A 14486-nucleotide genomic window follows, 5' to 3' on the forward strand; every position below is an offset into this window, starting at 1 on the left:
AGTCGGCAGTCTCTCGCGCATCGCCGCGCCCACGGCCTTCTCGCTGGCGATCGGGCCGGAGCCGGGCCCTCCCCGCAACGCCGTCGCGCAACTTTCTTCCCCGCGGCCCTGACGGGCCGCTTCCTCGCGACGCAAGAAAGCCGCGCGCCGGCGTCCTCCGCTGCGCTGCGGCCCTCCGGCTTCGCCTGCGGGTGCCGGTCCGTCCCGCCCCCGGCCGGGTGATCGCCACGAAGGCCGCGATGGGCGCGGCCCGTGACAGCGAGGACCCGGCCATGACCGACCGCTTCGACGACACCGAACCCACCCACGCCGCCTCCGCCACCGCGCACCTGCTCGACGAGCTCCAGCTCCACGGCTACCGCCCCTTCGCCGACGAGCCCGACCCTCGGCCACTGCCCGATCCCGACCGCCTCTCCGGCGCCGTCGCCGACATCTTCGACGTACTGGTCGCCAGCCTCGGCGAGACGCGCCTCGAGCCCGACCTGCCCGACCTGCTCTGGTCGCTGGTCAACCTCTTCCATCGCGGCATCGACCGCATCGGCCGCGAGCTCGACACCAACGAGGTTGCCCAGCAGCGCTCCCAGCGCGAGCAGGACGGTTCCGAGGTCCGCTCCGTCGAGCTGGAAAGCCTCCTCGCCCAGGGCCTCACGCTCATCGAGCGCCGCAACGCCTTCGAGTTCCTCCGTGATGCCGCGGCCGAGCACTTCGAGCACCACACCGGTTCCGCCTGGCGCCCGCGCGCCGGTTCGATGGTCAGCCGCCGCACGATGACCGCGGCGATGATCGACAGCCGCGACTTCCTCGCCGCCAGGCGCCGCGCCGAGGCCGAGCCGCTGCTGCCGCCGGGCGTGCGCATCGCATTCGCCGGCGGCGTCGAGTGCAACGACCACCAGCGCATCTGGGCCGCGCTCGACCGGGTGCATGCGAAGCACCCCGATATGGTGCTGCTGCATGGCGGCACGCCGAAGGGCGCCGAGCGCATCGCCGCCTGCTGGGCCGACCAGCGCAAGGTGCCGCAGATCGTCTTCAAGCCGGACTGGCACCGCCACGCCAAGGCCGCGCCCTTCAAGCGCAACGACGCGCTGCTCGAGACGCTGCCGATCGGCGTCATCGTCTTCTCCGGCTCGGGCGTCACCGACAACCTGGCCGATAAGGCGAAGCGACTCGGCATCCCGCTCTTCGACTTCCGCGGGGGCGGCGGGTAGCGCCGCCCGCACCATGATGCGCTCGCGCAAAGGCGAACCGCTGGGCGACCGCGATCCGCTATAATCGGGGCGCATCATCGCGCCTCGACCGGGGAGGGTCGAATGACGCTCGGTGTCATCGTCAGCCTGTTCGGCCTCGGCACGATGCTCGTGCTGCTGTTCACACTCGCTATCTACGCCGTGCCGTTCTTCGTTGGGCTGACGGTCGGCATGTGGGCGTTCGAGACAGGCGCGGGGGTCATCGGCGCCATACTGGTCGGCATCATCGCGGGTGTGGTCGCGCTGTTCGCTGCGCAACTGCTCTTCGCGTCCGTGCGCTCGCTCGCCCTGCGGGCCGTCATCGCGCTGCTGTTCGCCGCACCGGCCGCCGTCGTGGGCTACCACGCGGTGCTCGGGATCTCGGCGCTGCTTGTGCCGTCGGAAGCCTGGCGCCACGTCTTCGCGGCGATCGGCGGCCTCGTGGTGGGTGTCTCAGCGGCAGCGCAGTTGGCTGCGTTCGCGGGCTTCGGCACCCAGCCGAGGCAGGTCACCATTGGCCGCCCTGACGCTGAGTTCGCCAAAGCGGCGGGACCGGATCAGCCTCGCCTGCCATCCTCTTCCGCGGCACGCCTGCCCGCACCGTCATCGGGATCGCGCAGCTGAAACGAAGCAGGGCGACCCCCGTCGGGAACATCCGCGCCGCGACCCGTATAGCCAGGATGATGCGCAACAGGACTGGCGTTTCGCCTTCCCCGTTCCGGCCGGATCTTCCCTTGAACACGCCTTGGGCGCCGTGACCGCGATGCCTAGTTCATCGCGCTTGTGCGGGCGCGGCGACAGTCGCCTGCTGTCTCCATGGTCCGTCCGGTGTCGCGCTGCCACGCTGCCTCGGATGGCCTGATCTGGCCGAGGGATGGCTGACGCCTCGGGCGCCTCGGCCGCAACGGCGCCGGTGCGACTTTCTTCCCCTGCGCGTGCCGCGCATTCCTCGCGAGGCAAGAAAGTCTCCCAGCCCCGTCCTCCGCTGCGCTGCGGCCCCTCCGGGGTGCGTCGGCGCCCGCCCCCGGCCGGACGATCGCCATCGAGGCCGCGATGGGCGCGGCCCGATCGACAGACAGGAGACAGTCATGGCGACCATCGGCACCTTCACCCGCACCGGCGACGGCTTCAACGGCACGGTCTCGACGCTGACTCTCGACGCCAAGGTCCAGGTCCGTCCGGCCGAGAAGAGCAGCGACAAGGCCCCCGACTTCCGCATCTTCGCCGGCCGCGCCGAGATCGGGGCGGCGTGGAAGAAGACCTCGAACGAGGGCCGCGACTACCTCTCGGTCAAGCTTGACGACCCCTCCCTGCCAGCGCCGATCCTGGCGAACCTCTTCGAGATGGAGGGCGGCGAGTTCGAGCTGATCTGGTCCCGCCCCAGCGGCAACCGCAGCAGGGAGTGAACGGCCATCAGCGCCCCGCCCGGATGGGCGGGGCGCCAGTGACGCCGCGGCCCCTTCTGGGATTAGGCTGGCTCCCAGACCCGACCGGCGAGCTCACACCACTGATCGGCCTGCCAGCTGTAATGCAGCACCAACCTGGATCACGACATCGTCGCCTTGGATGCTCCGCCTGCATTTCGCGCGAGTGCTTTGTCTGCACTCTCCTTGCGCTGGCCCCCACGCCGTAGCGGGGTCACTCGCGCATCCTCGCCATCCGGCTCGACCAGCGCGACGTGACTGACACCCAGCGCAGTGGCGAGCTCAAACAGCGTCACCACCGTTGGATTGCGCCGGCCACGCTCAAGGTCGCTGAGATACTGCTGGCTGAACCCTGACCGCTCGGCGAATGCCTCCTGCGTCAGGCCCTTTTCCAGCCTGATCCGACGCACATTCCTCCCGACCAGCCGGCGCATGTCCATGCCGGCACGCTTGGCGCGTTACATACTTTGAGTTTATCTTCTATAGTGTGTAAATGCTTCGCGGCCTCCACCATGTAACGCCACGTCTGGCGTTTGCCGCACAGATCGGTGACCCTGTGCTCACGCGAACGATACCGGGCTGAGGGGCCCCTATGACCGCCACGACGATCCTGGACACCCCGCCAGATGAGCCGCGCGTTACGGCCTATGACCTTGCGCACAAAGTCGCCTACCTACGGCTACTCGATGCGGCATCTGAGGGCGCGGATTGGCGGGAAGTCGCGCGGATCGTGCTTGGCCTTGACGCTGGCAGCGATCCAGATCGCGCGCGGCGTATCCACGATAGCCACCTCGCTCGAGCCCGCTGGATGACGGAATCGGGCTATCGCGATCTGCTGCGACAGGGCTCGAGCAGCTGAGCGACGTTGCGCAAGGGGCAACACGTGTTGCTCGCCGTGCGACTCCACAGGGCACGGAATGGTTGCATCTGTCGGCATACTGTGTGCGGAGCTTAAATTCCGTCCCCTGTCGGAGCCTTGCCATGCCGGCGCGAGACTGGCGGTCGGCGGCCGCCTATGCAGAGCTGGAGAACGCCTCGGCAAGCGATCTCGCCTGGGAGTTCCTTCGGCGCAACCCGCGCTACGAGCGCGATTGGGAACAGCTCGACGACGCGCCGCCCGACGATGCGGCCGAAGCAGTCGCCGAGCACTGGGGGTTGCGATTTCCCGGCCGATCCGGCGCTGAATGCGCGAGCGGCAGGGGTGGTCTGGGCACCACTAATCTGCTCCTCCACCGTGGCGCTCTCGGCCTTGCAGTTGTCGTTCTCGCCACCCTCACCGGCTGCCCTGCCGTGGGTGAGCTCGCCACGCCCGGCGAGTGACGGGCTGCATGGCGCCGTCGGCAAGCTTGCCATGCCTACTTGGGTGGTCGCCGGCACGCCCGACGGAGCGCCGCTTGGGGCGTTGATCCCGCTCGACGAACACCTTCCGCAGCGTCTCGGATCGGTGTTGCGCCTCTGGCACGCGCTGCATGACCGAAATCTGCCCGCGGACGACATGACCAGGCAGCGCCGGCATCGGCTCGTGCAGGCTCTTCGCGCCCTCGACGGACGCGACACCGGTGCCAGCTACAGGCAGCTGGCGGCGGGCTTGTTCGGACCAGCGCGCGTACCCGTGGGCGCGGCCTGGAAGTCCCATGACCTCCGCGGTCGCACCATGCGATTGGTCGCGGACGCCATCCGGCTGCGCGACGGCGGCTATCGCGGTTTGCTTCGCCAGGGCCCGCGCGTGAAGCTCGCGCGCTGACGGTGTGGGTACGCCCAGCCGGCCCGTCCCTTCGTACTCCCCCGACGCTGCTCCCCTTCGCCAGCCTCCGACCTGACCGCCGCGCCCCATGCGCTGCATCCCACAACGTCACCGGAGGCTCACGATGCCCGACCCGAATGCCGGCCTGCCGCCGCGCTATCTCCGCACCCCCGAGGCCGCCCGCTTCCTTGGCCTGTCCGGCCGCACCCTGGAAAAGCACCGCACCTATGGCACCGGCCCGCGCTACTCGAAGCTCGGTGGCCGCGTCGTGTATGCCGTCACAGACCTCCAGGCCTGGGTGAACCGCGGCACCAAGGCCTCGACCAGCGACGACACGGGCGCGACCGTGCTGCCCGCCAAGCGCCATGCGGCAGTCTCGCCGGCCTATGCCGGCGCGGCCCGGCGTTGAGGGCGTCGCCAAATGCACCCCAAAAATGCCGGCAGCGAACGGCTCCGGCTCAGCCCCTTTGACGCGCTGCCGGAGGACGGTCCGCCGCGCCGCGACCAGCGCGATCTCATGGAGCGACCGTTCTTCTCGCTGGCAAAAGGCCGTCGAACCGCACCGATCCTGTACCGCGCCGGCTGCATCGAGGTGCAGGTCCACGCCGTCCCCGAGCACGGCATGGCGACTATCTGGGACGCCGATGTGCTGATCTGGGCCGGTTCGCAGATCGTCGCAGCAGCGGAACGCGGGGTGACAACCTCACGGTTCCTCCGCTTCACGCCATATCACCTGCTGACGGCCATCGGCCGAGGCGCCGGCCAGCACCAGTACCTCCTCCTCAAGGCCGCCCTGGCGCGCCTGCAATCCACGGCCGTCCGCACCACGATCCGCAACGGCGCGCAGTGGCGGCGCCAGCAATTCTCCTGGATCAACGAATGGGAGGAGCGCGTCACGGCCTCCGGCCGCTGCGAGGGGATGGAGTTCATCCTGCCCGACTGGTTCCACCGCGGCGTCCTCGACCAACAACTCGTGCTGACGATCGACCCGGCCTATTTCCGTCTGACCGGTGGCATCGAGCGCTGGCTGTATCGCGTCGCACGCAAGCATGCCGGCCATCAGCCGCGCGGCTGGGCGTTCGAGTTTCGGCACCTGCACGCCAAATCCGGCAGCCTGGCGCGCTTTACCGACTTCGCGCTGGATCTGCGCCGCATCGCAGCCCGGCAGCCACTCCCGCGCTACCGGCTGGCTGTTCAACGGACGGCCGCAGGGGCCGAAGTTCTCCACATCTCGCCTGGACAACTCTGTGGGCAAACTGTGGATAACATACGTGCGCCTGTGGATCAGCACGGCAGATCAGGCGCAGAAGGTATCGGCACATCAGGCGCAGGACTATCGGCAGATCAGGCGCAGGAATGCCCCGCAAACCATTGCCACGACAACGAAATTCGGCCGCTTAATGAGTCTAATAGAGAGTCTAACTCTAAACTGGTAGTGGGGCGCCCGCCCGGCGGGAAAGCCGACCGAGACGGGGAACGGGAGGGCGCGCCATGACCGCGCTGACCGGCGTCGAGCTGCTCTGGCTCGAGGGCCGCGTCGAGCGCTGGATCCGCTTCGGGCGGATCGCCGAAGAGACGATCCTCGACCGCCGCCGCCGCGTCGTCGCCTTTGCGCCGGGTGAGGTCTTCGCGTTCGTGCGGTGGGCGTCGAACGGCTATGGCACCGTCGTCAGCCGCATCGACATCCTGCGCGCGGTTGGGCCTGGCGAGGCCTACAGCACGATCGGCTTCGTGACGCCGGGGGCAGAAATCCTGCTGCGCATCTCCGGCTGGCCGAAGGTCAACGAGGTGCTGCGCGCGATCGATGCGGTCGAGCAGACGGGCGTCGCGCCGGAGGAGGCCTGCCCCGACCATTGGCGGCACGTGATGAACCGCTTGGCAGCCGGCGAGCAGCCGCGCGCCTACACGCGCGAGCGCCACCGCGCCTGGCTGCTGCGCCGGAGGATCGACGCATGATGGCGCTGCGCAGACGCCGCGCGGTGCCCCTCGCGGCCATACTGGCCGGGCTGGGGCTGATCGCTGTCCCGGCAATCGCGGGTTGGCAGCCGCGCATCATCTGGAACGCATCAGCGAGCGTGCCGCTCGGCCTCTACATCGCGGCACCTGCCGACGATGTCGCACTGGGCGACCTGGTGCTTGTTAGCCCGCCCGAGCCGCTGGCGAGGTTCCTCGACGAGCGCGGCTACGTCGCGCGCGGGGTGCCGCTTCTAAAGCACGTCGTCGCTCTGCCGCCGCAGGTGGTGTGCGCGATGGGTGACGCCATCAAGGTAGACGACCAGAGGGTGGCGCATCGTCGCGTCGCCGACCGCCTGGGCCGCCCGCTGCCGGCCTGGCACGGATGCCACGGGCTCGAATCCGATCAGGTGTTCCTGCTCAATGCGGCGGAGCCCGACAGCCTTGACGGCCGCTACTTCGGACCCATCCCGCGCAACAGCATCGTCGCCAGGCTTCGCCCGATCTGGATCACGGAGCGCGGACTGTGAGCAAAACGCCCCCTTTCCACGCACGCCCATCGACGACGCACGGCGCTCCGACAGCGCGCGCTGGACGCCACGCGTCTTCCCTCCCGTCCCGGTCGCTCCACTTCATCGCGGCCTTGCTGCTGCTACTTGGTCTGCTGCCGACCGGGTCGGCGGCGCAGACGCTTCACGGCGCCGAGATTGCGGCTGCATCGGAGCGCTTCGGCATCCCAGAGGCTTGGATCAGGGCGGTCATGCGCGCCGAAAGCGCCGGCGATCGGCTCGCTGTGTCGCACCGTGGCGCCATGGGGCTGATGCAGGTGATGCCGGCGACCTGGGCAAGCCTGCGCACGCGGCACGGCCTCGGCGCCGATCCCTTCGCACCGCAGGACAACATCCTGGCGGGCACCGCCTACCTTCGGGAGATGCTGGACCGCTTTGGATCGGCGCCGCTCATGCTGGCGGCCTACAACGCCGGTCCGGGACGAGTGGAGGCCCATCTGGTGGCCGGACAGCCGCTGCCGGCGGAGACGCGAGCGTATGTCGCGGCCCTCGCGCCGATGATGACCGGCGGCGCTGGCAATGCGGCGCCTGGCCAGCTTGCGGCGAGAACGGCGCACGGTCCCGACGGCATCTTTGTGCTGCTCGGCGGTGACGCACCGGCGGAGACAGCAGCACTGGCCCGGTCGATCTTCGTGCCTGTCGCGGACACATCGATCACCGCCGGTGGGCAAGCGGCGCAGCCGATGGCTCGCAGATCCCGAACAGCCGAGGCGCCCGAGTTTGACGGCCCGGTAACCGATCGCGACCACATTTTCGCCATTCGTCGTGGCAGCGGTGGGCATGATCAGTGACCGCCACGCAGCGCGGGATCGCGCAGCCCCTTTCCGCTCAGCATGCGTCGCCCCCCCGCGCGCGCTGATGTGCTGCTGTAGTGTCATCGGATACCGCCGGGAGGGACAACGGAAGTGGAGAGCCGGGCATCTCAGGAACCCCGACCGCCGATTGCCAGATAAAAGCAGGGCTGGCGGTCGGACGTATGTCACTAATCCAACACAGAAATCCCCGCCTCGCGCCGAAGTGGCGGCTGGCTCTTCCTGCCAAAATCCAAAGCAAATCAACGGCCTCAGCGCCAGCCGCCGCTGCGCGCCGGCGGCTCGGCGGCCATGACGACCCGCGACGACGATCTGAACGTCCGCCCCGGCCGCATCGGCGACACACGTGCGCCAACCCGCCGGGCGCAGAGCTTCGTCGGTCAGGTCATGCGAGCTGTCCGCAAGGCCGGCCATACCGGCCCCGGCTTTGGCGGCGGGTCGCGGGCTAGCAACCGCTCGCGTTTCGGGCGGGGCCGCGCCGCTGCGGCACAGGCAGCGCTTCGCTCGCCGTCGCGCCGCGTCGTGATCAAGGCGCGCGTCGTGCGCCATCAGGGCACGCGCTTCCGCTCCGCCTCCCTCGCCACCCACATCTGCTACCTTCAGCGCGATGGGGTGACGCGCGTCGGCGCCAAGGCCCAGCTCTTCGGCGCGGGCACCGACAATGCCGACGGCCGGGATTTCGCGGAGCGCTGCGCCGATGACCGGCACCACTTCCGCTTCATCGTCAGCCCGGAGGACGCGCCCGCGCTCGCAGACCTGAAGGCCTGGACGCGCGACCTGATGCGCCAGGCCGAGCAGGATCTTGGCAGCCGCCTCGACTGGGTCGCGGTCGATCACTGGAACACCGACAACCCCCACGTCCATGTCCTGGTGCGCGGCCGGGCCCAGGATGGCGGCGACCTGGTGATCTCGCGCGACTACATCTCGCGCGGCTTCCGCGGCCGCGCCGAAGCGCTGGTCGAGCTGGAACTTGGGCCGCGGACCGAGAAGGAGATCCGCAGCGCATTGGAGGCTGAGGTCGGTGCCGAGCGCTGGACCGGTCTCGATCGTGCCCTCCGCGCCGCCGCCGATGAGGGTGGCGGCATCCTGGACCTGCGCCCCGGCGGCGCGGACGCTGCCGATCCGGAACTCCGCCGGCTGATGATCGGCCGGGCGCAGACCCTGGAGCGGTTCGGTCTCGCCGACCGGCATGGTCCCGCGGTCTGGACGCTCAAGCCCGGCATGGAGGAGACGCTTCGCGACCTCGGCACCCGCGGCGACATCATCAGGACCATGCACCGCGCCATGCAGGGCCTCGGTGCCGAGCGCGCGGCCGGTGACTTCGCCATCCATGGCGACCGTCCCGAGCCCATCATCGGCCGCCTCCTCGAGCGCGGCATCGCCGACGAGCTCAAGGGCAGCGGCTACGCGATCATCGACGGCGTCGATGGCCGCGTGCATCATGTCCGCTTCGCGGATATCGATGCAACCGGCGACGGGCACCCAGGTGCGGTCGTCGAACTCCGTCGCTACCAGGACGTCGGCGGGAGGGAACGCAGCGCTCTGGTCGTGCGGTCGGATCTTTCGGTCGAGGCGCAGGTCACCGCCAATGGCACGACCTGGCTGGACCGGCGCCTGCTGGACCGCGGGGCGCTACCACTGGCGGGGCAGGGCTTCGGTGCGGAAATCGAGGGCGCGCTCGCGCGCCGGACCGAGCATCTCGTCGCGGCCGGTCTCGCACGACGGCAGGGTCAGCGCGTGGTCTTCGCGCGCGACCTGCTCAACACGTTGCGCCAGCGCGAGGTGGAGGCGGCTGCCGCGCGGGTAGCGGCCGAGACGGGCAAGTCATGGCGGCCGGCGCGGGAGGGTGACCCTGTCTCCGGGGTGTTCACCCGACGCCTCGACCTGGCCTCGGGGCGCTTTGCGATAATCGAAGACGGGCTGGGCTTCCAGCTTGTACCGTGGAAGCCATCAATGGAGCGACAGCGAGGGCTGGCCGTGGCAGGGAGCATTGCGCCTGGCGGCGGTCTCGAGCTCACACCCACGCGCAAGCGAGGCCTCAGCCTCTGAGCGGATGCCGCGCCACCGCATCGGCTAGGTAGGCGTCCCCGCCGTTTCGCGCGATGCGCTCGCCGCGGGCACGATGCCGGCCGCTGGCCGCTTGAAGGTCACCGCGTCAATCGCGCACCTCTCATGGCATGTCCGCCGCGCTCCCCACCCGTCGATGACCGCCACCAAGATCCTCTGGGGTCAGGTCCTGGTCGTCTTCCTGATCGTCCTCGCCGCGGTCTGGGGTGCGACGCAGTGGGTCGCCTGGCGCCTTGGCTACCAAGCGCAGCTCGGGCAACCGATGGACGTCTGGGGGAGCGTGCCGGTCTACCCCCCGCCCGCCTTCTTCCTCTGGTGGTACTGGTATGACGCCTACGCGCCGAGCGTGTTCTACGAGGGCGCCATCATCGCCGTCGCCGGTGGCTTCGCGGCGATCGGCATCGCCATCGGCATGTCCGTCTGGCGCGCCCGCGAGGCCCGGGACGTGACCACCTACGGCTCGGCCCGCTGGGCGACGGAGCGCGAAGTGCGAGACGCCGGGCTGCTTGCCCCCGATGGCGTCGTCCTCGGCTGGTTCGCGCCGCGCTACCTCCGGCATGACGGCCCCGAGCATGTGCTGTGCTTCGCGCCGACCCGCTCCGGCAAGGGCGTGGGGCTCGTGGTGCCGACACTGCTGACCTGGCCCGGCTCGGCCATCGTCCACGACATCAAGGGCGAGAACTGGCAGCTCACCGCCGGCTGGCGGGCGCGCTTCGGCCGGGTGCGGCTCTTCGACCCCACCAACCCGGCGAGCGCCGCCTACAACCCGCTGCTCGAGGTGCGCCGCGGCGACAGCGAGGTGCGCGACGTGCAGAACATCGCCGACATCCTGGTCGACCCCGAAGGCGCGCTGGAGCGACGGAACCACTGGGAGAAGACCAGCCACTCCCTGCTGGTCGGCGCCATCCTGCACGTTCTCTACGCCGAGCAGGACAAGACGCTCGCCGGCGTCGCGGGCTTCCTCTCCGATCCACGCCGCCCGATCGAGCGCACACTGGCGGCGATGATGACGACGCCCCATCTCGGCAACCGGCCACACCCTGTCGTCGCCTCCGCCGCGCGAGAGCTGCTCAATAAGTCGGAAAATGAACGATCCGGTGTTCTATCGACCGCGATGAGCTTTCTCGGTCTATATCGTGATCCGGTCGTCGCGCAGGTGATCCGCCGCTGCGACTGGCGGATCGCCGACCTGGTCGAGGCGCGCGAGCCGGTCACGCTCTACCTCGTCGTCCCGCCCTCCGACATCGTGCGGACCAAGCCGCTGGTACGACTCGTGCTGAATCAGATCGGCCGGCGCCTGACCGAGGCGCTGGAAAACGATCGGCGACGTCATCGGCTGCTGCTGATGCTGGATGAGTTCCCCGCACTCGGGCGGCTCGACTTCTTCGAAAGCCAGCTCGCCTTCATGGCTGGATACGGCATCCGGTCCTTCCTCATCGCGCAGTCCCTGAACCAGATCGAGCGGGCCTACGGACCCAACAACGCGATCCTCGACAACTGCCATGTCCGCGTTGCCTTCGCGACGAATGACGAGCGCACGGCGAAGCGCGTCTCCGATGCGCTCGGCACTGCGACTGAGATTCGGGATAGCCGGAACTATGCGGGGCATCGCCTTTCGCCCTGGCTCGGCCACCTCATGGTCAGCCGCCAGGAGACCGCGCGGCCGCTGCTGACGCCGGGCGAGGTGATGCAGTTACCACCGACGGATGAGATCGTCCTGGTCTCGGGCTGCCCGCCAATCCGCGCGCTGAAGGCGCGCTACTACGAGGACAGGCAGCTTCGCGCACGCGTGGTGGCGCCGCCGGACCCCGTATCGGTTGAGCCGTCAGTGCCCCGCCCGGATGACTGGAGCGCGCTTAAGCCCCCCGCGTTTGAGGCAGCAAAATCCGCCTCCGCCGCGATCGACAATACGGAGGGCGGCATCCGACGGGAGCCTACCCTGCCGGAGCATGAGCAGATCGCGCCTGAGCCAGGGCCGCCGTCCGATAAAGAGTTCGTCTTCTCGGAGGACGAGCAGGACGACGATGTCGCCCGTACGCGGGCCCTCGCGGCGCGCGCACGTCGCTTGGTACGCCAGGCGGCGCTCGACCCCGATGACGGCATTGCCCTCTGACCCGCCATGAGGACCAAGGCAACTTTCCGGCTGCCCCCGGGTCTGATGCGCCGCCTCGCCGATTACGCGACGCGCAAGCGCATGAGCCAAGCCGTCGTGGTCGAGGCCGCACTCGAGAGCTACCTGTCGCCGGACGGTCCTGAGCGGCTGGAGGCAGCCCTCGCACGTCGGCTCGATCGCCTGTCGCGTGTCAGCGAGCGGCTGGAACGCCACACCACCATCGGCAATGAGGCGTTAGCCCTGTTCGTACGGTTCTGGCTGACCAGTACGCCCGCATTACCGGACACTGCTCCGGCCGCCACTCAGGCCAAGGGACGAGAACGTTACCAGGCATTTATAGAGGCGCTAGGACGCCGACTGGTTCAAAGCCGGGGTCTTGCAGATGAGGTCGCTTCTGAGCGTGAACCAAGTCAATCCGACTAGCGGCGGCGACGCTTTCGGTGGAGGTGACGAAGCGAAGGATGCCGTGACCATCCTCACCATCCCGCCCGAACGCCTCTGACCCATCAGCGCATCGCGCCTGATTCTACCGTGGCCAGCTCTGGTGAAGGTCGTCGATCACGAAGGCATGGCGGTGGCGAAGCGCGCCCGTCGGATCCGGTCGCGCATCATCCAGATGTGCATGCCCGGGTGGAAGCTGATCGTGAATGTGCTCGACCTCCTCGGCATCATTCCTCGGCCACAGCAGCATGGCCGCTACCAACCCCACGGCGCCGAGCGCAGCGAGCACCAGGAAGGTGGCATCCATGCCCGCTGCAGCGCCGAACCGCCCTGCCACCGGATAGGCGACAAGCCAGCAGGCGTGGCTGAGTGCGAACTGCGCCGCAAACAATGCAGGGCGATCGCCGGCATGAGCTGAGCGTCGTAGCAACCGTCCGCTCGGCGTCAGCACGAGCCCGTTGCCAAGGCCCAGCAGCATCCAAAGCGGCAGCAGCATCGACCAACTCGGCACCAGCAGCCCGATCAGCAAGCCCGCAACAAGCAGTCCGGCACCGGCCAACATGGCGGTGCGGTCGGTCATCACGCCGTCGAGCAGCCGCGGCACCGCGAGTGCGGCAAGCATGGAGCCGGCGCCATAGGCCGCCAGCGTCCAGCCCAGCTCGGCTGCGCCCAGGCCGAAGCCCGCGCGCACGAGCACCACGGTGTTCACGATCACCATCGCGCCGGCCATGGCCACTGTGACGTTCAGCGCGAGCAGCCCGCGCAGTCTGGGCGTGGCAAGGTAGATGCGCGCACCGCGCGTGATGCGGCCCCAGGCGCCCTCCTCCGTCGCCAGTGGCTTGGGCGAGGGCAGCGCCACGTTCAGCACGAGAACGGCCGAGGCGAGGAAGCCCAGCGCATTGCCGGCGAACAGCCAATGGAATCCGATCAACCCGAGCAGCGCAGCGGCGATCGCGGGGCTAACGAGCGCCTCCAGGTCGTAGGCGAGGCGCGAGAGAGACAGCGCCTTGGTGTAGCCGGCCTCATCCGGGAGAATGTCGGGGATGGTCGCCTGGAAGGTCGGCGTGAAGGCGGCGGAGCCAGTTTGCAGCACAAAGATCAGCACATAGACCTGCCAGATCTCGGTCACGAAGGGCAGCGCCAGTACAACCGCGGCGCGCAGCAGGTCGAGTGCCACCAGCAGGCTGCGCCGAGGCACCAGATGCACGAAGGCTCCGGCGACGGGCGCGATGCCCACATAGGCGATCATCTTGATTGCCAGCGCCGTGCCCAGCACGGTCCCGGCATCGGCGCCGGCGAGGTGATAGGCGAGCAGCCCCAGCGCGACCGTGGAGAGGCCCGTGCCGAGCAGCGACAAAACCTGCGCCGCGAACAGGCGGCGATAGGTCAGGTTGGCAAGCGGGCTGAACATGGAGGGCATCCGTGTGCCATTCTATGGCATCAAACGAACGGCGACACGCGCCGGTAGCGACACCAAAAGTCAGGATTCGATTGAACAGTAGGCATGCTGGACGTTTCCCCCCCCCCCATTATCGGCTGGCCCCTTTGGGAACGTCCTCCGCCCGGCGCCGGAGCTCTTGCGGCCAAGTGCTGGCAATATAGGCAATGACAGCCGCGATCTCTGCGTCGGTGAGCACGCCCTCGAAGGCGGGCATGTCACTCTCGTAGCCCGGCACAAGGCCGGTGACCCCCTTGCGGGTCAACTCGATCAACTGGGCAGTCGGGTGGTGCCAAGTGTGGCCTGTGGCGTCATGCGGCGGCGCGGGCAAGCGGCCGTTCGGCCGGCGCGTCCGCCAGTTCGGCTGGCCCTCGAGTTTCACACCGTGGCAGGAGGCGCAGTTCTCCGCATAAACGCGCCGCCCGAGATGGATACTTGCCTCGTCTCCCTCCAAGCTATCACTGCTTGGTCTCCACAGGTTCCACCCCCCCCCCGCGAGCGCCGCCGCCACGACTACACCTACTGCCGCGGCGAGCAGGTGGGAATGAACCCGCATCAGTTGCGTCGTCCGAACACGTATTTGGCAAGCGCGAGGATCGCCAGGACAAGAAGGGCAAGGAACAGCAGCCCAACCACACCCATTCCCCAGAACATCCCGCCACTCATCATCGTTTCATTCATCATACTCTTCCGTGCCCTCCT

At 68.8% G+C, this 14486-nt stretch carries 18 protein-coding genes; 14 read left to right on the forward strand and 4 right to left on the reverse strand.

Annotated features, from left to right (window positions below; all coding sequences use genetic code 11):
* Positions 1–272: 272 nt before the first annotated feature.
* The 3 genes from JJQ90_RS25945 (at position 273) to JJQ90_RS25955 (ending at position 2629) form a co-directional block, all read left to right on the forward strand.
* Positions 273–1205 carry a DUF2493 domain-containing protein gene (locus tag JJQ90_RS25945; protein WP_209443228.1) on the forward strand — a complete coding sequence of 311 codons (933 nt, stop codon included), beginning with the start codon at positions 273–275 and terminating at the stop codon, positions 1203–1205.
* 102 nt (positions 1206–1307) lie between these two features.
* The gene (locus JJQ90_RS25950) at positions 1308–1847 is read left to right on the forward strand and encodes a hypothetical protein (RefSeq protein WP_209443227.1); all 540 of its coding nucleotides are present in this window, start codon (positions 1308–1310) and stop codon (positions 1845–1847) included.
* Positions 1848–2311: 464 nt separating this feature from the next.
* Positions 2312–2629: a DUF736 domain-containing protein gene (locus JJQ90_RS25955; protein WP_168049757.1), complete on the forward strand. Its 318-nt coding sequence runs from the start codon at positions 2312–2314 to the stop codon at positions 2627–2629.
* A 140-nt stretch (positions 2630–2769) separates the two neighbouring features.
* On the opposite strand, the gene JJQ90_RS27590 is transcribed toward JJQ90_RS25955, so the two are convergent.
* Positions 2770–3087, reverse strand: a complete 318-nt coding sequence (locus JJQ90_RS27590) for a helix-turn-helix domain-containing protein (RefSeq protein ID WP_168049756.1) — start codon at positions 3085–3087, stop codon at positions 2770–2772.
* Between the two features lie 152 nt (positions 3088–3239).
* Between JJQ90_RS27590 and JJQ90_RS25965 the strand changes: the two genes are divergently transcribed.
* From JJQ90_RS25965 to JJQ90_RS26015, 11 genes are all read left to right on the forward strand, one after another.
* Positions 3240–3506: a DNA -binding domain-containing protein gene (locus tag JJQ90_RS25965; protein WP_168049755.1), complete on the forward strand. Its 267-nt coding sequence runs from the start codon at positions 3240–3242 to the stop codon at positions 3504–3506.
* A 122-nt stretch (positions 3507–3628) separates the two neighbouring features.
* Positions 3629–3967 (forward strand): transcriptional regulator domain-containing protein, encoded by a 339-nt coding sequence (locus JJQ90_RS25970; RefSeq protein WP_168049422.1) that lies wholly within the window; start codon positions 3629–3631, stop codon positions 3965–3967.
* Between the two features lie 82 nt (positions 3968–4049).
* Positions 4050–4391: a DUF2285 domain-containing protein gene (locus tag JJQ90_RS25975; protein WP_171970240.1), complete on the forward strand. Its 342-nt coding sequence runs from the start codon at positions 4050–4052 to the stop codon at positions 4389–4391.
* Positions 4392–4515: 124 nt separating this feature from the next.
* Positions 4516–4800, forward strand: coding sequence for a helix-turn-helix transcriptional regulator (locus JJQ90_RS25980; RefSeq protein WP_168049753.1), 285 nt, complete (start codon positions 4516–4518; stop codon positions 4798–4800).
* Between the two features lie 12 nt (positions 4801–4812).
* Complete coding sequence (locus JJQ90_RS25985) at positions 4813–5886, forward strand: replication initiator protein A (protein ID WP_216879202.1); 1074 nt, start codon at positions 4813–4815, stop codon at positions 5884–5886.
* Positions 5883–6347, forward strand: a complete 465-nt coding sequence (locus JJQ90_RS25990) for a DUF2840 domain-containing protein (protein WP_168049751.1) — start codon at positions 5883–5885, stop codon at positions 6345–6347. The genes JJQ90_RS25985 and JJQ90_RS25990 overlap by 4 nt, the downstream gene beginning before the upstream one ends.
* Positions 6344–6874 carry a S26 family signal peptidase gene (locus JJQ90_RS25995; RefSeq protein ID WP_230411003.1) on the forward strand — a complete coding sequence of 177 codons (531 nt, stop codon included), beginning with the start codon at positions 6344–6346 and terminating at the stop codon, positions 6872–6874. Before JJQ90_RS25990 ends, JJQ90_RS25995 begins: the two co-directional genes overlap by 4 nt.
* Before the next feature lie 113 nt (positions 6875–6987).
* On the forward strand, positions 6988–7704 hold the full coding sequence (locus JJQ90_RS26000; RefSeq protein ID WP_457851898.1) for a lytic transglycosylase domain-containing protein: 717 nt from the start codon (positions 6988–6990) through the stop codon (positions 7702–7704).
* A 312-nt stretch (positions 7705–8016) separates the two neighbouring features.
* On the forward strand, positions 8017–9774 hold the full coding sequence (locus tag JJQ90_RS26005; protein ID WP_216879203.1) for a relaxase/mobilization nuclease domain-containing protein: 1758 nt from the start codon (positions 8017–8019) through the stop codon (positions 9772–9774).
* Between the two features lie 154 nt (positions 9775–9928).
* Positions 9929–11905, forward strand: a complete 1977-nt coding sequence (locus JJQ90_RS26010; protein WP_168049749.1) for a conjugal transfer protein TraG — start codon at positions 9929–9931, stop codon at positions 11903–11905.
* Between the two features lie 6 nt (positions 11906–11911).
* Positions 11912–12328, forward strand: a complete 417-nt coding sequence (locus JJQ90_RS26015) for a CopG family transcriptional regulator (protein WP_168049748.1) — start codon at positions 11912–11914, stop codon at positions 12326–12328.
* 103 nt (positions 12329–12431) lie between these two features.
* On the opposite strand, the gene JJQ90_RS26020 is transcribed toward JJQ90_RS26015, so the two are convergent.
* From JJQ90_RS26020 to JJQ90_RS27405, 3 genes are all read right to left on the reverse strand, one after another.
* A complete protein-coding gene (locus tag JJQ90_RS26020; protein WP_168049747.1) occupies positions 12432–13757 on the reverse strand; it encodes an MFS transporter in 1326 nt (441 codons plus the stop codon).
* A 118-nt stretch (positions 13758–13875) separates the two neighbouring features.
* On the reverse strand, positions 13876–14340 hold the full coding sequence (locus JJQ90_RS26025; protein WP_216879204.1) for a c-type cytochrome: 465 nt from the start codon (positions 14338–14340) through the stop codon (positions 13876–13878).
* Positions 14340–14465, reverse strand: coding sequence for a hypothetical protein (locus JJQ90_RS27405; RefSeq protein WP_268958725.1), 126 nt, complete (start codon positions 14463–14465; stop codon positions 14340–14342). The genes JJQ90_RS26025 and JJQ90_RS27405 overlap by 1 nt, the downstream gene beginning before the upstream one ends.
* Positions 14466–14486: the final 21 nt, after the last annotated feature.

Origin of the sequence: Falsiroseomonas oleicola (assembly GCF_019029495.1) — a bacterium.
GTDB lineage: Bacteria > Pseudomonadota > Alphaproteobacteria > Acetobacterales > Acetobacteraceae > Falsiroseomonas > Falsiroseomonas oleicola.